General features: G+C 51.1%; 16 protein-coding genes and 3 tRNA genes. 12 read left to right on the top strand and 7 right to left on the bottom strand.

The genetic code is table 11. The features are described 5' to 3' along the window. Positions 1 to 8 precede the first annotated feature (8 nt). Complete coding sequence (locus CR46_RS0112415; RefSeq protein WP_232222386.1) at positions 9 to 620, bottom strand: lipocalin family protein; 612 nt, start codon at positions 618 to 620, stop codon at positions 9 to 11. 171 nt (positions 621 to 791) lie between these two features. Here CR46_RS0112415 and CR46_RS0112410 point away from each other — a divergent pair, with 171 nt between their 5' ends. The 4 genes from CR46_RS0112410 to CR46_RS0112395 all read left to right on the top strand — a co-directional run bounded on the left by CR46_RS0112410 (position 792) and on the right by CR46_RS0112395 (position 3892). Beyond that, positions 792 to 1211 (top strand): secondary thiamine-phosphate synthase enzyme YjbQ, encoded by a 420-nt coding sequence (locus tag CR46_RS0112410; protein WP_030073350.1) that lies wholly within the window; start codon positions 792 to 794, stop codon positions 1209 to 1211. A gap of 114 nt (positions 1212 to 1325) precedes the next feature. Then, positions 1326 to 2777, top strand: coding sequence for an alanine/glycine:cation symporter family protein (locus CR46_RS0112405; RefSeq protein ID WP_030073348.1), 1452 nt, complete (start codon positions 1326 to 1328; stop codon positions 2775 to 2777). A 182-nt stretch (positions 2778 to 2959) separates the two neighbouring features. Next, positions 2960 to 3565 carry an FMN-dependent NADH-azoreductase gene (locus tag CR46_RS0112400; RefSeq protein ID WP_030073346.1) on the top strand — a complete coding sequence of 202 codons (606 nt, stop codon included), beginning with the start codon at positions 2960 to 2962 and terminating at the stop codon, positions 3563 to 3565. A gap of 27 nt (positions 3566 to 3592) precedes the next feature. Then, a complete protein-coding gene (locus tag CR46_RS0112395) occupies positions 3593 to 3892 on the top strand; it encodes an MGMT family protein (protein WP_030073344.1) in 300 nt (99 codons plus the stop codon). A gap of 67 nt (positions 3893 to 3959) precedes the next feature. Here the strand turns inward: CR46_RS0112395 and CR46_RS0112390 are convergent, their stop codons facing one another. Both CR46_RS0112390 and CR46_RS0112385 read right to left on the bottom strand, forming a co-directional pair. After that, positions 3960 to 5528, bottom strand: a complete 1569-nt coding sequence (locus CR46_RS0112390; RefSeq protein ID WP_030073342.1) for a bifunctional GNAT family N-acetyltransferase/carbon-nitrogen hydrolase family protein — start codon at positions 5526 to 5528, stop codon at positions 3960 to 3962. Positions 5529 to 5570: 42 nt separating this feature from the next. Further along, positions 5571 to 6488, bottom strand: a complete 918-nt coding sequence (locus CR46_RS0112385; protein WP_030073340.1) for a DMT family transporter — start codon at positions 6486 to 6488, stop codon at positions 5571 to 5573. 192 nt (positions 6489 to 6680) lie between these two features. Between CR46_RS0112385 and CR46_RS0112380 the strand changes: the two genes are divergently transcribed. The 5 genes from CR46_RS0112380 (at position 6681) to CR46_RS0112360 (ending at position 15020) form a co-directional block, all read left to right on the top strand. Continuing rightward, positions 6681 to 8702: an NADPH-dependent 2,4-dienoyl-CoA reductase gene (locus tag CR46_RS0112380; protein WP_030073338.1), complete on the top strand. Its 2022-nt coding sequence runs from the start codon at positions 6681 to 6683 to the stop codon at positions 8700 to 8702. A 171-nt stretch (positions 8703 to 8873) separates the two neighbouring features. Further along, positions 8874 to 9917: a threonine aldolase family protein gene (locus CR46_RS0112375; protein WP_030073336.1), complete on the top strand. Its 1044-nt coding sequence runs from the start codon at positions 8874 to 8876 to the stop codon at positions 9915 to 9917. A 282-nt stretch (positions 9918 to 10199) separates the two neighbouring features. Further along, positions 10200 to 12122: a PrkA family serine protein kinase gene (locus CR46_RS0112370; RefSeq protein ID WP_030073335.1), complete on the top strand. Its 1923-nt coding sequence runs from the start codon at positions 10200 to 10202 to the stop codon at positions 12120 to 12122. A gap of 19 nt (positions 12123 to 12141) precedes the next feature. Next, on the top strand, positions 12142 to 13431 hold the full coding sequence (locus tag CR46_RS0112365; protein ID WP_030073334.1) for a YeaH/YhbH family protein: 1290 nt from the start codon (positions 12142 to 12144) through the stop codon (positions 13429 to 13431). A 20-nt stretch (positions 13432 to 13451) separates the two neighbouring features. Next, positions 13452 to 15020, top strand: coding sequence for a SpoVR family protein (locus tag CR46_RS0112360; RefSeq protein WP_030073332.1), 1569 nt, complete (start codon positions 13452 to 13454; stop codon positions 15018 to 15020). 132 nt (positions 15021 to 15152) lie between these two features. Here the strand turns inward: CR46_RS0112360 and CR46_RS0112355 are convergent, their stop codons facing one another. Next, positions 15153 to 15467 carry a high-potential iron-sulfur protein gene (locus CR46_RS0112355; protein WP_030073330.1) on the bottom strand — a complete coding sequence of 105 codons (315 nt, stop codon included), beginning with the start codon at positions 15465 to 15467 and terminating at the stop codon, positions 15153 to 15155. Positions 15468 to 15725: 258 nt separating this feature from the next. Here CR46_RS0112355 and CR46_RS0112350 point away from each other — a divergent pair, with 258 nt between their 5' ends. Both CR46_RS0112350 and CR46_RS0112345 read left to right on the top strand, forming a co-directional pair. Next, a complete protein-coding gene (locus CR46_RS0112350; RefSeq protein ID WP_030073328.1) occupies positions 15726 to 16001 on the top strand; it encodes an Lrp/AsnC family transcriptional regulator in 276 nt (91 codons plus the stop codon). Positions 16002 to 16068: 67 nt separating this feature from the next. Further along, entirely contained in the window at positions 16069 to 16932 is an 864-nt protein-coding gene (locus CR46_RS0112345; RefSeq protein WP_030073326.1) for a DNA/RNA non-specific endonuclease, read from the top strand. Positions 16933 to 17187: 255 nt separating this feature from the next. Here CR46_RS0112345 and CR46_RS0112340 read toward each other — a convergent pair. The 3 genes from CR46_RS0112340 to CR46_RS0112330 all read right to left on the bottom strand — a co-directional run bounded on the left by CR46_RS0112340 (position 17188) and on the right by CR46_RS0112330 (position 17599). Next, positions 17188 to 17274, bottom strand: a tRNA-Leu gene (locus CR46_RS0112340). Between the two features lie 54 nt (positions 17275 to 17328). After that, a tRNA-Leu gene (locus CR46_RS0112335) sits at positions 17329 to 17415 on the bottom strand. A gap of 97 nt (positions 17416 to 17512) precedes the next feature. Then, a tRNA-Leu gene (locus CR46_RS0112330) sits at positions 17513 to 17599 on the bottom strand. A gap of 246 nt (positions 17600 to 17845) precedes the next feature. Between CR46_RS0112330 and rnr the strand changes: the two genes are divergently transcribed. Beyond that, positions 17846 to 20248 (top strand): ribonuclease R, encoded by a 2403-nt coding sequence (gene rnr, locus CR46_RS0112325; protein WP_030073324.1) that lies wholly within the window; start codon positions 17846 to 17848, stop codon positions 20246 to 20248. Position 20249 lies beyond the last annotated feature (1 nt).

Genomic DNA, 20249 nt, shown 5'->3' with positions numbered 1-20249 from the left:
TTGTGTTATTAACGTTCAGGGCACGTTTGATCTTGTACGACGTCAATCAACTCATCGGTGGGGAAGTTGAGTTCGGCAGCGCGCTGGCGTAGTCGCTCTTCCACCGCGCTCTCCATGACTGGTGTGCGCGAGAGAATCCATAAGTAATCGCGGTTTGGGCCTGATACCAGTGCCCATTGATAGTCGTCATCCAGTTCTAAAACGTTATAGCCGCCATAAAAAGGGCCAAAGAAGCTGACTTTTAACCGCCCGATGTTTTCATCGTCAATGAAGTAGGCGCGGCCTTCAGCTTCATTCCACTCTTGCTCTGCGAGGTTGTAGCCACGGTTGATAACGCGTACGCCGCCATCGTCACGTAAGCTGTAGCTCGCCGTTACGCAGTCTAAGTCTCGCTCAAAAGAGTGATCCAGGCGGGCTATTTCATACCATTGACCCAAATAGCGGTTAAGCTCAAAACCAGACACTGGTTCAGTACCATCGGGTATGCCAGTGCAGCCAGCTCCAGCTAATGCAACACTGCTGATTGCTACTAGTCCTGCGGCTTTCCCCGCTCTCTTTCCTGAAATTCGTATCTTTCCTGAAATTCGTATCTTCCTTGAAGTTCGTGCGAAAGTGAGCATTAAACGCTCCTTATGACTGCATGGTATATAAGTGTTAAATCTATCAGTATGGAGAAATAAGCGCTATGTGCGGTTTCCTTTTACGCTACTTTTGCCGAAAGGAAGCCCAAATAGGCTATGGTATTTCTGTACCCAATAACCCTCTACAATAGCGATAACAAAGGAGTGTTTATGTGGCATCAACAAGAAATTCACTTACCTGAAACGCCCAGGGGCTTTCATTTAATTACCAATGACATTGCCCGAGCGCTGCCGTGTTTGGCCGAGTGTAGTCAAGGTTTACTACATCTACAGTTAATGCACACCTCTGCCTCGCTTACCCTAAATGAAAACTCTGATCCCGATGTTCGTCATGATTTAGACGCATTTCTTCGTCGCTTAGTACCGGAAGGGCTGAGTTATTTTCGTCATACGCTTGAAGGGCCTGATGATATGCCTGCCCATGTTGCTTCTAGCTTATTGGGCACTCAACTTTGCTTAGCTGTTCGAGATGGTCGTTTAGCATTGGGCACATGGCAGGGTATTTGGCTTGGAGAGCATCGAGAGCATGGTGGTTCGCGGCGTATTTTAGTGACATTAACTGGTTGCTAGCAGAAATGAAGATTTAAATCCGGCGACGGCACTAATTTTTCCGTTTTTCTTGCCATTTTGGTGCAGCCGTGAAGAATGATGCGCCTCCATTGTTTTAAAAAGGACGCATTACCTATGGATTTTACTCTTCCCCCTCTGTTGACGGCGATGGTTGATCGCGGCAACGGGCTTCTCTGGGGCAGTGTGCTGATTTACCTGCTGATCGGGGCTGGTCTCTATTTCACCATCATGACCCGTGGCATTCAGGTACGTTATTTCGGCCACATGTTCAAGCTGCTGCGCAGTTCGCGTCAATCTAACGGTGGTATTTCTTCCTTTCAGGCACTTTCTACTAGCTTAGCGGCAAGGGTGGGTACTGGTAACCTAGCGGGCGTGGCGGTCGCGATTTATTTTGGCGGCCCGGGTGCGATCTTCTGGATGTGGATGACCGCCATGGTGGGTATGGCGACCAGTTTTGTAGAATCTACCCTGGCGCAGGCCTATAAAGTCGATCACGGCGATAACACATTCCGTGGTGGTCCAGCGCGTTATATTGAGCGTGGTCTAGGGCTTCGCTGGCTAGCGGTGCTGTTTTCAATCTGTTTGATCATTGCGTTCGGTTTGGCGTTTAACAGCGTACAGGCCAACTCCATCGCCCAGGCCATGGAACAGGCGTTTGCCATTCCCACCTGGGCCATGGGGTTAGTCTTGATGGCAGTGGTTGCCCCGATCATCTTTGGCGGCCTAAAGTCGATTGCTAGGGTAGCTGAGCTCGTGGTGCCGCTGATGGCACTCTTGTACTTAATACTGGCACTGGTGGTAGTCGCACTTAATATAAGTGATTTGCCTGCGGCCTTTATGACCATTATTCAAAGTGCCTTTGGCTTAGAGCAGGCGGCGGGTGGCGCTATGGGGTATGCCATTTCACAAGCGATTATGAATGGTATTCAGCGTGGGCTGTTTTCCAACGAGGCCGGTATGGGCTCGGCGCCCAATGCGGCTGCGACCGCCAGCACTCGTCCAGACCATCCTGCCGCACAGGGCTTTATTCAAATGTTGGGCGTGTTTCTAGACACCTTGGTCATTTGTACCGCCACTGCCGCTATTATCATTATGGCAGGGCCTGAGCTATTGGCTGGCGAGGAAAACAATGGTATCCAGCTGACTCAGATGGCGCTCTCTAGCCACGTAGGGGAGTGGGGCGGTATGTTTATTGCCGTGGCGATCTTACTGTTTGCGTTTACCTCTGTGATCGCTAATTACTCTTATGGCGAATCTAATATTGAGTACTTAGCAGGCCGTCGTGCACCGGTGGCGGTACTCATTTATCGCTTGGCGGTATTGGGCATGGTCATGGTAGGTTCGGTGGCAAGCCTGGGCGCAATCTGGAATTTTGCTGACCTTTCCATGGGCATGATGGCAGTGATTAACTTAGTGGCCATTTTGTTGCTGTCACCGATTGCCTTTGCGCTATTCCGTGATTATGACGCACAGCTAAAAGCAGGCAAAGAGCCAGTGTTTGACCCCAGCAAATTCCCCAAGCTGGTAGATAAAGTAGACCCTAACGCGTGGCCAAAGCGTAAGTAATCGCTCCCTGGTAATGCGATAGTTGAAAGCCCCGCTACTGTTGAAGCTGACGGTGTGGGGCTTTTTGTTGGGCATCAATTCGTTTTTTTAGAATGAAACTGGGAAAACGTTGCGCTTTTGCTAATCGAAAAGCGACGTAGAATAGCTGCCAACGAACTCACTGATATGGCAGGAATTTTTACATGACCCAACGTACACTGCTGGTTACTTCTTCTATTCTTGGCGAAAATGGTCAGTCCAATGCGCTAGCCAATCATTTTAAAGCCAAAGTGAAAGCCCGCGATATTGCCCTCACCCATCGCGATGTGGTGGCAAACACACTGCCGCACCTTGCCATTGAAGAACTTGGTGCGTGGCAAACGCCAGCTGAAGAGCGCAGCGCTGAGCAGCAGGCGCTAGCGGCTCACTCTGATGAGCTATTGGCAGAGTTGCGAGCGCATGAGGTTCTAGTGCTGGCGGTGCCGTTGTATAACTTAGGTATTCCTTCCCAGCTAAAAGCATGGTTCGACCGTGTACTGCGCGCTGGCGAAACCTTTCGCTACACTGAAAACGGTCCGCAGGGTTTGATTGAAGGTAAACGGGCAATTATTTTAGCTGCTCGCGGTGGTCAATACGCGGGAACTGACTTAGACAGCCAAACGCCGCATCTAAAAGCCATGCTCGGTTTAATGGGCATTAGCGATGTGGAGATCGTCTTTGCTGAAGGGTTGAACATGGGCGACAATCATCGCGATGCCGCGCTAAAAGAGGCGTTCCAAGCAATCGATCAACTGGTCGCAACACTGTAATAACACGCTGATTGACGAAGGGTAACCATGCCACGCCCAGAGCTGCTCGAACAGATTTATACCATTGTTGATCAGATTCCTGCTGGGCGGGTAACGACTTATGGGCGTATCGCAGCAATGACCGATGGCGCAACGCCGCGCATGGTTGGATCGGCGATGCGTCATTTGCCAGAAGGGCATCTGTTGCCCTGGCACCGTGTCATTGCCGCGTCGTTAACGCTCGCCGACCACGGTGGGGCGGAACGCCAGCATCAGAAACTGCGCGATGAAGGCGTTATGTTTGATAGCAAAGGGCGTGTGCCTGCCCATCTTGTTTGGCCTGATTGAGCCAGAAGCGCTTTAAAATAACGCCGCCCAACGGCTGGTGGTCAGTTCATTGGGCGGCGTTGTTGGTTTACTCTTCCAGGTTAGCCCCGGATTTCCAGGACCAGTCGCGCCAGCGAAGGTCAAATAGATCTTTGCGGCGGTCTTTCAGGTTGGTCACTGAACCTTCGGCACGCACAACCGTGAGACGGGTCAGGTCCAAGTCCGAGAAGAAAATCATTTCGGTGTTAGGCGTGGTTTCCGCCAGCACGGCATCATGCGGGAAGGCAAAGTCCGACGGCGAGAAAACAGCCGATTGCGCATACTGGATATCCAGGTTCTCAATGGAAGGCAAGTTGCCAACGCTACCGCACAGCACCACATAGCATTCGTTTTCAATGGCTCGGGCTTGGGCGCAATGGCGCACTCGCAGGTAACCATTTTTGGTATCTGTCCAGAACGGTACAAACAAAATATCCATGTCCTGGTCGGCTAGTAGACGGCCAAGTTCTGGGAACTCAACGTCGTAGCAGATCAAAATGCCCACGCGGCCTGCATCGGTGTCAAAGACCTGTAGGTTGTCACCGCCTTCAATTACCCAGTCACGGCGCTCTTGGGGGGTAATATGCAGCTTTGCCTGCCTTTCAATTTCGCCGTCCCGATGGAATAAGTACGCAATGTTGTAAAGACGGTCATCGTCGCCGACTTCAATCATTGAGCCGCCGACGATGTTGATGTTGTAGGACACCGCCATCCGCGAAAGCTCTGTTTTAAAGCGTTCGGTGAAGCCTGCTAAAAAGCGAATCGCGCCCATTTGATCCTGCTGGGCCGCGCGGTCTTGTAGGCCCATCAGAGGCGCGTTAAACAGCTCTGGGAAGACGGCAAAATCACTTTGATAGTCTGACAGCGCGTCAACAAAGTATTCAATTTGTTGAAGGGCTGCTTCCACCGACGCGAACTCACGCATTTGCCACTGTACGGCGCCAACCCGTACCTGCGTTGGGCGGGTATCCAGCACGCTTTCAGCAGGCTCGAATAGAATATTATTCCACTCTAAGAGCGTGGCATAACCGCGAGACTGTTCATCTTCAGGCAGATACTTGCGCAGCAGGCGCTTAACTTGGAAGTCGTTCGCCAATTGAAACGACAAAATAGGGTCATAAATCTCTTTGCGGGAGACTTTGTCGATATATTCCGCCGGTGTGAGCTCTTTGGCGTGCTGGTGATACTCAGGAATGCGCCCGCCCGCCAAAATGGCACGCAGATTGTGTGAACGACACAGCTCTTTACGTGCTTCATACAACCTCCGGCCCAAACGATAACCACGGTAGTCTGGATGGATAAGGACATCCAGCCCGTACATAGCATCGCCGTCCGAGTCGTTAAGAATAGTTTCGCGATGGCCGATCAAGTCGTCATATTTATGCGGGTTAGAAAACTCGTCATAATCGACCTGTACCGTTAGCGCCACGCCCACCAGCATACCGTCGTCCTCAATGGCTATTTGGCCATCGGGAAATTCCTGGATCAGCTTATCAATGGTGTGCTTAGGCCATGAACCACCGAGGTCGTGATAGACCGCGTCCATCAACGTTTTTAGCTGTTCGTAGTCGTCGCTGGTAAGGTTGCGAAGATTAAGGTGCAGTTCTTCTAGGGACATAGTCAGGGGTTCCCGGCCGTCGAATGAAGTTAGCCTATTGTATCATTGCTGAGCATTGCTCGTTTTATCCGCAGCGACCGCACGCACCAGTGGTCGAGTCAGCGTTTGTGCCATGATGACGCCTGCAAGAATGAGCAGCCCTCCCATAAAGTGGAACCCTGCGACCTGCTCGCCTAAAAATGCCATAGCAATCACAGCACTAAAAAGCGGCATCAAGTTGATAAAAATACTCGACTGGTTCGCACCTATTTGACGCACCGCGCGCATCCATAAAAATGTAGTGATAACGGAAGCGGGAATGCCTGCATAAAGAATCAACCAGACGTTATGGCTGTCTACTGGCGTCATTGGGCCCATTAAGTAAGGGGGAAGCAGAAATAGCACCGCAAAGCAGACTTGAGCATAAAGCATCACCCAAGGGGGGAGTTTCATCGCCCAGCGCTTCAACATAACGCCATAGAGTGCGTAACAGGTGGCCGCCACGACCATTAAGGCATCACCAAACGCTACTTGCAGCTGTAAAAGTGATAAAGGATTGCCACGGCCAAGCAGTACGGTAACGCCAATAAATGCTAACACCCCACCGAAAACACCACCAAGCGTGGGCGGTTCGCGCAAAATCAGCGCACTTAACAGAACCGTTAGTAGGGGCACCATGGCCGCTAAAATGCCCATATTGGTGGCAGTGGTCGTTTCTGCTGCTACATACGCTAAACCTTGCCAAAGCCCCATGCCAAGTAGCCCCAGCAGCGCTAATTTTGGCCAGTTGCGGTAGATTTCATCGCGGTGGCGTATCACCGCAGGGAGTACAAACGGCGTCATCACGGCCAAGGCTAGCAGCCAGCGTAAAAAGGCGATACTGCTAGGCGCAATGGCACCCACTGTTAATTGGTTAATCGTCATATTGCCTGACCAAATCAATACGGTGGCCAGGGGCGGTAAAAAGTAAATCAATGGCATAGCACGTTCCCTTATCGTTAGCAGGGTAATGTGACGTGCTTTCCCGCAGGGGGCAAGTGCTTTGCCATAATGAGCGCTAGTTTCGCAAGACGGCAAAAGAGGTACAGATTAAGCAGGGTAAAGGGCTGTACGTTGCGGGGCGTATGTCATACGCTTGTTTGAATGCTATTAACAAAATGAAGGAGCACCGTGATGAACCAAACGCCCGCTTACCCGCATCTGTTTCAACCGCTGACTATTGGCCACTTAACGCTACCTAATCGTGTATTGATGGGGTCAATGCACACTAATTTAGAAGAGGCACCCAACGGCTTTGAGCGCTTAGCGGCCTTTTATGCTGAGCGTGCCCGTGCGGGCGTTAGCCTGATTGTAACGGGCGGTATTGCTCCTAATGCTGAAGGTGCTGTGTTTCAAGGGGCCAATGCGCTTACCGATGAGTCTCAACTGGCTGAGCATAAGGGCGTTGTTGATGCTGTTCATGAGGCGGGCGGGCATTTATGTATGCAGATTCTCCATGCAGGACGCTATGCGTATTCGCCAGAACTAGTCGCCCCTTCTGCATTGCAGGCACCGATTAATCCGTTTATGCCTCGGGCGCTTTCAAGCGATGAGGTTGAACAGCAAATTGCTGACTATGTGCGCTGTGCGCAGCTTGCACAGCAGGCGGGCTATGACGGTGTTGAGGTCATGGGTTCTGAAGGTTATTTGATTAACCAGTTTATTTGTCGCCGTACCAATCAGCGCGATGATGCGTGGGGCGGTGATTTTGAGCGGCGGATCCGTTTTCCGATTGAAATTGTAAAACGTATTCGTGCGGCAGTGGGCGAGCGCTTTTTGATAATCTTCCGCCTATCGATGATTGATTTAGTGGAAGAGGGCAGCAACTGGGAAGAAGTGGTGCAGCTTGGGCAAGCCATTGAAGCAGCGGGTGCGAATGTGATCAATACCGGTATTGGTTGGCACGAGGCTCGAGTGCCCACCATTGTGACCAGCGTACCTCGTGCCGCTTTTACCGAGGTCACCAAGCGTATTAAAGCCGCACTCTCCATCCCGCTGATCACTACCAACCGTATCAATATGCCTGAAGTTGCCGAGCGCGTGTTGGCAGAGGGACATGCAGATATGGTGTCGATGGCGCGTCCGTTTCTGGCGGACCCTGAATGGGTGCGTAAAGCCGAAGCAGGTCTTGCAGACGAAATTAATACCTGTATTGCCTGCAACCAAGCCTGCCTAGACCACACCTTTATGGGCAAGCTTACCTCGTGCTTGGTTAACCCAAGGGCGTGCCATGAAACCGAGTTCAGCCTAACACCAGTTCATACGCCTAAGCGGGTAGCCGTGGTTGGTGGTGGCCCAGCAGGGCTAGCTACCGCCGTGGCGGCCGCTAGTCGAGGCCACGATGTGGTGCTGTTTGAGCGTCGTAGCGAGCTGGGTGGTCAGTTTAACTATGCCCGTAAAATTCCCGGTAAAGAGGAGTTTAATGAAACCCTACGTTACTTCCGCGTCATGCTAAAAAAACATGCGGTGGACGTTCGCCTCAATACGGCAGCAACGCCCGAAAAATTGGCCGAGTTTGATGAGGTGGTGATTGCCACCGGTGTTATTCCCCGTGAACTGACGCTACCAGGGGCCAACCATGCCAGTGTGCTTAGCTACGCTGAGGCTATTGAGCACCCTGAGCGTGTCGGCCAGCGCGTGGCGGTGATTGGGGCTGGTGGTATTGGCTTTGATGTTTCTGAGCTGCTCGCTCATGAAGGTCACCCCGCAATGGATTTGGCGGCCTGGTGTGATGAATGGGGTGTCGACTTAGCAATGAGTGAGCGAGGAGGTTTAAAGTCACCGATGCCGCCTGCCTCACCTCGTGACATTGTGATGCTCCAGCGTAAAAGCTCTAAGCCAGGTAAAAACCTGGGTAAAACCTCGGGCTGGGTGCATCGGGCCTCACTAAAGCAGCGCGGGGTTAAAACCTTAACTGGCTGTGAATATGTGAAAATTGACGATGCAGGTCTGCATATCCGCCGTGAGGGTGAAGAGCAAGTACTAGCGGTGGACACTATTGTAGTATGTGCAGGCCAAGAGTCGGTACGTGAGTTAATTGAGCCATTGAACCAAACCGGTGGGCGTGTGCATGTGATTGGTGGCGCTGATGAAGCCGCAGAGTTAGATGCAAAACGGGCCATCGATCAGGGCACTCGTCTTGCTGCTGTCCTATAGCTAAATGACATGGCCTAGCAATATTGCTAGGCGAGCCGAGCAGGTGACGTAAACGTTGAAATAGCGATAGACTGGTGGATCAGCATAGCTGTAGATCACAGCTAACCATTTATAAGGTGCGGGTGGCACCCAGCTCGCGCCGCAAGACCGTCAGATAAAAGGACTATCGCCATGACCTCGGAGTGTACCCCACGATTTTTGGCCAGTGACAACACCTCAGGTATTTGCCCAGAGGCGATGGAATACCTGTTGGAAGCTAACCAAGCTGATGATCTCGCCTATGGTAATGACCGTTGGACCGCCCGCGCAGCTGACCGTTTTCGTGAGATGTTCGACTTCGATTGCGACGTTTTTTTTGTGTTCAATGGCACCGCAGCAAATTCACTGGCACTTTCCGCGATGGGGCGCAGCTACCACAGCGTTATTTGTCATGAATTGGCCCATATTGAAACCGATGAGTGTGGTGGCCCTGAGTTCTTTTCAAATGGCGCAAAATTACTAACCTCTCCTGGGGCTAACGGCAAGTTAACGCCACAGGGCATCGAAGCGTTGGTGACCAAGCGCAGTGACATTCACTACCCCAAGCCCAAAGTGGTGTCGCTTACCCAGGCCACGGAAGTGGGCACGGTGTATTCCCGGGAGGAGCTGCTGGCAATACGCGCGATGGCAGACAAGCACGATTTACGCCTGCATATGGACGGTGCGCGGTTTGCTAATGCCTGTGCCGGTCTTAAGGCTAGCCCTGCCGAGCTGACTTGGCAGGTGGGGGTTGATGTGCTGTGTTTCTCGGGTACCAAGAACGGTTTAGCGTTTGGCGAAGCTATTTTGTTTTTCAATCGTGACTTAGCAGAAGACTTTTCGTACCGCTGCAAGCAAGCAGGTCAGCTGGCTTCCAAAATGCGTTATGTTTCTGCCCCTTGGCTGGGGCTGTTGGAAAGTGGCGCATGGTTAACTAACGCGGAACATGCCAATGCCATGGCGCGATATTTATCAGAAGGGCTACAGGCATTGCCAGGTGTTTCGTTGATGTTTCCTACTCAGGCCAATAGCGTTTTCGTTGAATTGCCACCCCATTCCATCGAAGCGTTGAAAGCTAAAGGGTGGACCTTCTATACCTTTATAGGCGCCGGTGGGGCGCGTTTTGTGTGTGCCTGGAACACGACCGTTGAATTATTAGATCAATTATTGGCAGACGTGAAATCTGTGCTGGAGTGATCAATAGTGCCGATAAACAGTGCCGATACTACGACTGCGCCGCCCTCTGGGCGGCGCAGCTACTTCTACCCGTACCTACGCTTCGTGTGTTGTTAAGTATGGGTTTCAACGCAACTAACCCTCTCCTGTGATGCTCAAACTGTTAATCAATATGCGTTGAAGGTTTAGTCATCACATTTTGCTAATGCTGACTACGCTGATAGAGCGACACCTCGTTTTGCACGCCGCTTCGATGTTTGGGCTTGGCGGTAGCTGCTTGGGGATGGACCATAGGAGAGTTCCATGAGCATCTTTGATCACGTTCAAGACCGATTTGCCCGCGTTCAACAAGAAGACATGAGCCTTGAAGAGTATTTGGCGCTTTGTCGTCGAGATCCTAAGGTATATGCCAGCGCTGCCGAGCGTATGTTGGAAGCTATTGGTGAACCTGAAGTGATCGACACGGCGAAAGATCCGCGTCTATCACGTATATTTTCAAACAAGGTTATTCGCCGCTATCCAGCGTTTGCTGAATTTCACGGCATGGAAGAAGCCATTGAGCAAATCGTGTCGTATTTCCGTCATGCGGCTCAGGGGTTGGAAGAGCGTAAGCAGATTCTTTATTTGCTGGGTCCAGTGGGTGGCGGTAAGTCGTCGCTGGCTGAGCGCTTGAAGCTGTTGATGGAGCGTATCCCGTTTTATGCCATTAAAGACTCGCCGGTATATGAGTCACCGTTAGGGCTTTTTTCTCCAGAAGAAGACGGTGAACTGCTAGAGCAAGAGTACGGCATTCCCCAGCGCTATTTGCGCAGCGTGATGTCGCCCTGGGCGGCCAAGCGTTTAAAAGAAGCAGGGGGCGATATTTCCCAGTTTCGGGTGGTGCGTCTTTATCCTTCGCGATTAAATCAAATTGCTATTTCTAAAACCGAACCGGGCGATGAAAATAACCAGGATATCTCGTCGTTGGTAGGTAAGGTTGATATCCGCCAACTAGAACTTTACTCACAAGATGACCCCGATGCCTATAGCTTCTCGGGCGGGCTCTGTCGCGCGAACCAGGGGCTGATGGAGTTTGTTGAGATGTTTAAAGCGCCGATCAAGGTGCTGCATCCACTGCTTACCGCTACCCAAGAGGGTAACTACAACCCCACCGAAGGCATGGGGGCAATTCCTTTTGACGGTGTGATCTTAGCCCACTCTAACGAATCGGAATGGCAGGCGTTTCGTAATAACCGTAACAATGAGGCGTTTCTGGATCGCGTCTATATCGTTAAGGTGCCTTACTGCCTGCGTGTTTCTGAAGAGATCAAGATTTACCAAAAACTGCTGGAAGACTCCTCGCTTAACGCCGCCCCCTGCGCGCCTGATACGCTGCGTATGCTGGCGCAGTTTTCGGTGCTTTCGCGTCTGAAAGTGCCCGAAAACTCAAGCATCTACTCTAAGATGCGCGTATACGACGGTGAAAACCTAAAAGATACCGACCCACGTGCGAAATCTATTCAGGAATACCGCGACGCGGCCGGTGTGGATGAAGGTATGCAGGGCTTATCTACCCGCTTCGCGTTCAAGATACTGTCTAAGGTATTTAACTTCGATGGTAATGAGGTCGCCGCTAACCCTGTGCATCTGCTGTATGTGTTAGAGCAAGCGTTAGAGCGTGAACAACTGCCTTCTGAGGTGTTTGAACGCTATATCGGCTTTATTAAAGAGTTTCTGGCACCGCGCTACGTCGATTTCATTGGTAAGGAAATTCAAACTGCGTACCTGGAATCTTATAGCGAGTATGGGCAGAACATCTTCGACCGCTATGTCACTTATGCTGACTTTTGGATTCAAGATCAAGAGTACCGCGACCCCGAAACGGGCGAATTGTTGAACCGTCAATCGCTGAACGATGAGCTAGAGAAAATCGAGAAACCGGCAGGTATTTCCAACCCGAAAGACTTCCGCCATGAAGTGGTTAACTTTGTACTGCGGGCGCGTGCACAAAATAACGGCATGAATCCTAGCTGGCAGTCTTATGAAAAACTCAAAGGTGTGATCGAGCACAAAATGTTCGCCAATACTGAAGAGTTGCTGCCGGTTATTTCGTTTAATGCTAAGGCGTCAAAGTCGGATCAGAAGAAGCATGAGGATTTTGTAGCGCGCATGGTGGACCGTGGCTATACCGAAAAACAGGTTCGGCTACTTTCCGAGTGGTATCTACGCGTGCGCAAGTCCCAGTAGCGGATAATCGGGAGGTCGTATGACCTACTTTATTGATCGAAGGCCAAACGCTAAGCATAAAAGCGCGGTCAATCGGCAGCGCTTTTTGGAACGTTATCGAAAGCATATTAAGCGTTCAGTCGAGGAGGCGGTTAACCGCCGCTCGATTACTGATATGGAGCGAGGTGAAAAGGTCTCTATTCCGACCAAGGATATTTCTGAACCCGTCTTTCAGCATGGTCCGGGCGGTGCGCGGCATATCGTATCGCCGGGGAACAAAGAGTTTTTAGAGGGAGATAAAATTCGCCGCCCTGGCGGTCAGGGCGGTGGAGACGGGGCGGGGGAAGGGGGGGCATCTAATCAAGGCGAAGGGAACGACGAATTTGCGTTTACGCTTAGCCGTGAAGAGTTTTTAGAATTTGTGTTTGATGGTCTTGAGTTGCCACACCTTCAACGCAAGCCATTAAAATCGCTTGAAGAAATAAAGATGGTGCGAGCGGGCTTAGCTCGCGATGGAGTGCCATCAAGAATTAGCATCACCCGGTCAATGCGCGAAGCCTACGCGCGGCGTATTGCGATGCGCGCTCCCATCAAGCGAGCGTTAAAAGCCGCGCAAGAGGCGCTTGCTGCCGAAGAGCGCAAAGATTCTGTGCTACGCAATCCCGCACGAATTGCTGAGCTAAAGGCAGAAGTAGAGCGGTTGGAAAAGCGTATTGAAGCGGTGCCATTTATTGATACCTATGATCTACGCTATCACCAGCTGGCAGCGCAGCCACAGCCTTCCAGCCAAGCGGTAATGTTTTGTGTGATGGACGTTTCCGGCTCCATGACGCAAAACCATAAAGATATCGCTAAACGGTTTTTCCTACTGCTCTACCTTTTTTTGGAGAAGCATTACGAAAAAGTAGAGCTGGTGTTTGTGCGCCATCATACGGCGGCACGGGAGGTGAACGAGGAGGAGTTTTTCTACTCTCGCGAAACCGGCGGAACCATCGTTTCTAGTGCACTTACATTAGTCAATAACATCATTGAAAAGCGCTATCCTGCAGGGCAGTGGAATCTTTATGTTGCCCAGGCATCAGACGGCGACAACTGGGATGATGATTCGAATATTTGCCGAGATATGTTGGTGAAAAAACTCATGCCTCAGTTGCAGTATTACGCTTACGTAGAGATTACCCCTCATGAGCATCAATCGCTTTGGCATGAGTATGAAATTGTAGCTGAGCAGTTCGCGGAGCGGTTTGCAATGCGTCAAATTGTTGATGCTGGGGATATTTACCCTGTTTTCCGTGAGCTGTTTAAGCGTCGGTTGAGTCAAGAGCAGTAACGCGAACCGAGGAGTACGCCATGAGTGTAGCCCGTCAGCCAATAGCGACCGGTTCCGACTGGAACTTTAGTGTCTTGGAACGTTTTGATGAAGAGCTCGCTAGGCTCGCCGATGAGTACCGCCTAGATACTTATCCAAATCAGATAGAGGTGATAACTACTGAGCAGATGATGGATGCCTACGCGAGTGTAGGCATGCCGGTGGGCTATCATCACTGGTCGTTTGGTAAGCAGTTTTTGGCCGTTGAGCAGGCCTACAAGCGCGGTCAAATGGGTCTTGCCTATGAGTTAGTGATTAATTCCAACCCATGTATTGCGTACCTGATGGAAGAGAACACCTTGATGATGCAGGTGTTGGTGATTGCCCATGCCTGCTACGGGCATAACTCTTTCTTTAAAGGTAATTATTTGTTTCGTACCTGGACCGACGCCGACTCTATCGTCGATTATCTCGTATTTGCACGTAAGTATATTGCCCAGTGTGAAGAGCGCCACGGCGTTCATGCGGTAGAGCAATTGCTAGATGCTTGCCACGCGCTGCAAAACTACGGGGTAGACCGCTATAAACGACCTTCACCGATTTCTGCAGAAGAGGAGGTGAGGCGTCAAGAAGAGCGCGAAGCCTATCTACAAACCCAGGTAAATATGTTGTGGCGAACGATTCCCGAGGCCCCCAGTGGCGTTGCACCATTGCCTGGCAGTTTGGCTAGTGACGATGACCCGCTTGGCTTGCATCATGGAGGTTGTTACCCCTCTGAGCCCCAGGAAAACCTGCTTTATTTTATTGAGAAAAACGCGCCGTTGCTGGCACCCTGGCAACGTGAAATTGTGCGGATTGTTCGCAAGCTAGCGCAGTACTTTTATCCTCAGCGGCAAACCCAAGTAATGAACGAAGGCTGGGCCTGTTTTTGGCACTATACGTTAATGAATAGGCTGTATGACGAAGGAAAAGTCGATGAAGGCTTGATGCTGGAGTTTTTGCAGTCCCATGCAGCGGTGATCAATCAGCCAAGCTTTGATAGCCCGCACTACAGTGGCCTTAACCCCTACGCCTTGGGCTTTGCCATCTTTATGGATATTAAGCGGATTTGTGAAGCACCAACGGATGAAGATCGTGAATGGTTTCCTGATATTGCAGGCAGCCAATGGCGGGATACCGTCGAGTTTGCCATGCGCAACTTTAAAGATGAGTCATTTATCCAGCAGTTTTTATCTCCCAAAGTAATGCGTGATTTGAAGCTATTTTTAATAGTGGATGATGATCAAGAGGAAACGCTGGAAGTCGCAGCAATTCATAATGAGCGCGGTTATCGCCGTGTACGTGAGGCGTTGTCGACCCAGTACGCTTTGTCGGTGCGTGAGCCGAATATACAAGTCGTTGAGGCGGCTATTCGAGGTGATCGGTCGCTGACCTTACACCATGTGCAAGATAGCCGTCGGCCCCTTGGTCGCAGTGTTTATCCAGTGATTCGCCATTTGCAGCAGTTATGGGGCTTTCCAGTGCATTTGGTTTCAATGGAGGAGGGGCGAGTAACGCGTCGTTACCAATGGCCTATTGGAGAAGAGGGTAACGAGAAAGAAGTGGGGTAGGTAATGCCAAGTAGCGTTATGAGCCCTTGTTTGTGCTTGTTCAACTAACTCGGCCCTGCAGTGACTGCAGGGCCGAGTAATTTCACTGGCGGATTTAATAACCGTTAGTGAGAGTAGCAACAGCGAATAGTATTACGCTTGTGCTGTCCAGGATTGACACCAGCCGTCAGGTTCAACGCTATTTTGCGGGAATAGCTGGCAGCCTTCATTGTCTGCATTAAAGAACATGCAGTTTGAGCACAGTTCACCTTCTTCATAGGCGGGGTGATCGCTCGCATCACTGGCTACTTCAACGTAGTTAAGTGCCTGAGCAGTTGGACTAGAAGGATCAAGGCGCGGTAACTCTTGGGCAAAAGCAGTCTTTGATAGAATGCCAGCACCAAACGGTAGGGCGGCGAGGCCCATTACGCTGTTACGCATGAACTTACGACGGCTTTGATTAGCCATGGTGTCTCCTTATCGTCACGGTCTGACGGTTCGCTAATATTATCGGGTGGTTAACCACCTCTTGATTCTCCGACAAGACTTATATAATCGAAGATATCTAACACATGCTAGCGCATGCTCAAAATTAGTGCGAATAACCTTATGATAAGCGCGACAATTGACCACGCCACTGGGCAATGCTTGGCCCTAGCAAGCAGCCTGTTATACTCGCCTCAAGCTGCAAGTTAGATGATTATCAACGCTGTCTATGGGGGAACTATGCAAAACGCTGTGATTTTAATCAATACCGAGAAAGGCCAAGTAAAAGCAGTCGCGGAGCGCCTGGCTGATGTCGAGGGCATTAGTGAAGTGTATTCGACCTGTGGCCGCTATGATTTGGTCGCGATTGCCCGTACACCTGATTTTGAGAGCCTCGCTGAACTCGTCACGGAGCGCCTAAATGCTGTTGAGGGTATCAGCGATACCGAAACATTGAATGCGATGCAGGTACACTCTCGTCACGATCTAGAAACAATGTTTTCGCTAGGTTGGTAGTCAGTTAGCCATCTTACGTAACACATAAAAAAGTAGGGCGTAGAATCTACATTAGGGAGTAAGTCTGTTGGGGAAATCTCTTTCGCGCTGGCGTCGTCAGGGAAAACGCCTTGGTATCGCTGTGCTGTTTGTCGTTGTGGGGGCGGGGCTTTGGGAGTTTCAGGAGCGTCAGCATAAGGACGACTATACATGGATGGGGGTGCCCACCTGGGATGGATTTCATCCAACCACTTTTCATCGTGTGCTGAGAAACGATGGCTTTTTAGCAGGGTGGTCAGATGTGCGAGCCAATGCCTTGTGGGTCAGCTATCAAGTTGAAGCGGTAGCTGATGACACGCGTATTGGTTCACGACCTAATTTTAAAGCTGACTGGCGCACATTATGGCCAATTGGTACCGACAGTTATGCGGGCAGTGGTTATGATCGTGGGCATTTGGCACCTAACTATGCAATTGCAGCGGTACATGGCCGCAGTGCCCAGGTTGATACCTTTTTGATGAGTAATATGACGCCTCAGCGGCCTAATTTAAATCGCCAGCTTTGGCAGCGTCTAGAAGAGTCGGTAATGGATCACTTTGCGCCACGCTTTGATCGTTTGCAGGTGATTACTGGCCCGATTTTTCCAGAGCGTTTTATGGATAATGTGTTTAATCGGGTGGGTTTCGTAGAAGTGCCGGAAGCGTTTTACAAAATTATCGTTGTACCGGATGAAGAGGCAACGTTGGCACTAGCTTTTATCATGCCGCAAGACGTTCGTGGTAATGAACCGTTAGACGATTATCTGGTGACTATTGATGAGATCGAGTCGCGCACAGGGTTGAATTTTTTCCCTGATTTGTCGGCAGAGCGTGAGGCGGTAGTGGAAGGCCAGTTACGAACCCAAGGCTGGGCGTTAGAAGAGGTCGCGCGACGTCCTGGGCGTTTTCAATAATGCAAAATACCGATTGAGCGAATATATTCGCTCAATCGGTTATTTTAGGTGATTTTCTAAGCACTGTTGTCTAAGTGCGGTTTTCTAAGCACCGTTGTCTAAGTGCAGTGCCCTAGCAGGAAAGAGTTTTAAGCAAAACAACTTAAACAAAAAATAAAATAATGAAGGCCTAGAAAAGGAAGTATTGCGAGCAAACAGCTGAAGGTGGGAATGATAGGTTTTTAACTGGAACTGATGGGATCAAGACTATTTAGATGGTGCCCAGAAGAGGACTTGAACCTCCACGTCCATACGGACACTAGCACCTGAAGCTAGCGCGTCTACCAATTCCGCCATCTGGGCATATCATGTTTGCTATTTTTACTGCTGTTTTTCGTACCGCTGTTTGCATTCGTATGGTGCCCAGGAGAGGACTTGAACCTCCACGTCCATACAGACACTAGCACCTGAAGCTAGCGCGTCTACCAATTCCGCCACCTGGGCGAACACAAACTTTTTGCTGACACTTTTTTCAATACTACTTCTAATGCTTGCCGCTGCACCGTTTTACATCATGAAAAGGGGGTAACACGATATAAGATGGTGCCCAGAAGAGGACTTGAACCTCCACGTCCATACGGACACTAGCACCTGAAGCTAGCGCGTCTACCAATTCCGCCATCTGGGCAAGTGGCGCGTATGATACCGAGGCCACGCTTAAATGCAAGGCCCGGCAACTGTTTTTTATCGTTAAAAACGTACAATTGCCGTGCTAGGTGGTTGGGTGATTGAACAGGCAGCGCTATAATGTAGCTATGATCAAACAAAACATGACGTTTTTCAGTCAATCAATGGCTGAATCCCCCCGCTCGCAGCGCACTGTGCCTGCGCCCATTAGCTGCCTCCCGCAAACGCAATCAAGGATGTTGATCGCATGAAGTACTGGACGTTAAGTGATGATCCGCACGCCGAGCGCGAGGCGCAAAAGTATGACAATCCTGCGCCCAGCCGCGAGTATTTATTAGCTGCCCTGGAAACGTACGGCAAGCCGATAACCCACGAAAATATGAGCCGTATGCTCGGCATTGAAGATGAAGATCATCTTGAAGCGGTTCGCCGGCGCATGGCCGCCATGGAGCGCGATGGTCAGGTGCTGCGCGACCGGCGTGGTGCCTATGCCTTGATTGATAAGCTGGATCTGATTAAAGGCAAAGTGCTAGGCCACCGAGATGGCTTTGGTTTTCTGTTGCGCGACGATGGGAAAAAACCGGATTTAGTGCTGCCACCACGCCAGATGCGCCGTGTTTTCCACGGGGATTATGTGCTGGCGCGAGTGAGTGGACGTGATCGCCGCGGCCGTGATGAGGCGACCATCGCTGATGTGATTGCGCGAAATACCCAAACGATTGTGGGGGTATACCGTAGCAATTCACCTGAGTTTGGCGTGCTAATTCCTGAGAATCCTCGTATTACCCAGGAAGTTATTATTCCTCATACCGCAAGCGCTGGCGCAAAAGATGGCCAGGTGATTTCTGCGAAAATCGTTCAGCAGCCAGCTACGCGCGTTCAGCCGGTAGGCGAAGTTATCGAAGTGCTGGGTGAGCGGATGGACCCTGGCATGGAAATAGATATCGCGATTCGTAGTTACGATATCCCCGCTGAGTTTCCGCCAGAAGTGCTTGACCAAACTAGCGGTATTTCAGCAGAAGTATTAGAGGAAGATAAGCAACACCGTGTCGATCTGCGTGAGCTTCCGTTGGTTACCATTGACGATGAGTCTGCCAAAGATTTTGACGATGCGGTGTGTGCTTGGAAGACCAAGTCGGGTAGTTGGAAGCTGCTGGTTGCGATTGCCGATGTGTCGCACTACGTGCGTCCTGGTACCGCGCTTGATGACGAGGCACGTACGCGGGGGAATTCGGTGTACTTCCCCGGCCAAGTGGTGCCGATGTTGCCGGAGCTGCTTTCAAACGGTTTGTGTTCGTTAAACCCCCAAGTGGATCGTTTGGTGATGGTTTGTGAGATGAATATCTCCAAAACCGGCGCAATTAGTCGCTACTCGTTCTATGAGGCGGTAATGAATTCCCACGCCCGCCTGACCTATAACAAGGTGGCGGCCATTCTCGATAGCGAGAGTGACGAAGGCGAAGCGCTGCGTAATGAGTACAAAGGGCTGGTAAAGCCACTGCAAAATCTGCACGAGCTTTACGGCCTGCTGCGTAGTGCGCGCGAAGAGCGCGGTGCGATTGATTTCGATACCACTGAAACGGCGATTATCTTTAATGATGAGCGCAAGATTGAAAAAATTGTGCCTCGCACCCGTAACGATGCTCACAAGCTGATCGAAGAGTGCATGCTGGCAGCCAACGTGGCTACCGCGCGTTTCTTAGATAAACATGATCTGCCAGCCCTGTACCGGATTCACGAGCGGCCAACCCCAGAGCGCCTTGATAAGCTGCGCCTGTTCTTAAGTGAGCTAGGTCTTTCCGTGGGTGGTGGCGATATGCCAACGCCTCAGGACTATCAAGCGTTACGCGAGGCGATTATTGATCGCCCAGATGCTGACATTATCCAAACCGTCATGCTGCGCTCGATGAATCAAGCGGTTTATTCGCCGCAGAACGAGGGGCACTTTGGCTTGGCTTACCAGGCCTACGCGCACTTCACGTCACCCATTCGCCGTTATCCTGATCTGCTGGTACACCGCGCTATCCGCTCGGTTATTCGTGGGCCTCGCCAAACCAATACGGTGGTTCGGGTTGAAGGCGCACCTGTCGATCCGCCGAGCAAGTGGTGCCCTTACACCTTTGAGCAAATGCTTGAGCTGGGTGAGCACTGCTCGATGACCGAGCGGCGGGCTGATGAAGCAACCCGTGATGTTGAAAGCTGGCTCAAGTGTGAGTTTATGTCTGACAAGCTGGGTGAAACCTTCGATGGCACTATTGCTTCGGTAACCCAGTTTGGCCTGTTTGTACGCCTTGATGACTTCTATGTTGAAGGGTTGGTGCATGTCACTTCGCTGCCCTCCGACTACTATCACTATGAGGCGGAAAAGCATCGTCTTAAAGGCGAACGTACAGGTACAACGTACCGCCTGGGCGACGGGCTGACGGTTCAGGTTGCGCGGGTAGACATGGATGATCGTAAGATCGACTTTGGCCTTGCCGATGACAAGCCTAGACCGCGTCGTCAGCCACGTAAGCGTCGTGGTGGAGAAGGCGGGGCTGGTAAAGAAGGTGGGGCTGACAAAGCAGCATCCACCGATAAGCAGCCGACACGCCGTGGTCCAAGACGCACGCGTAATGGCCCGCGTAAACCATCACCGAATAAGGGTTGAG

It is taken from the genome of Vreelandella neptunia, from assembly GCF_000712975.1.
In the GTDB taxonomy this organism is placed as follows: Bacteria; Pseudomonadota; Gammaproteobacteria; order Pseudomonadales; family Halomonadaceae; genus Vreelandella; species Vreelandella qaidamensis.
The sequence above is the reverse complement of the archived record's forward strand: the minus strand, read 5'-3'. Positions and strand labels throughout refer to the sequence as shown.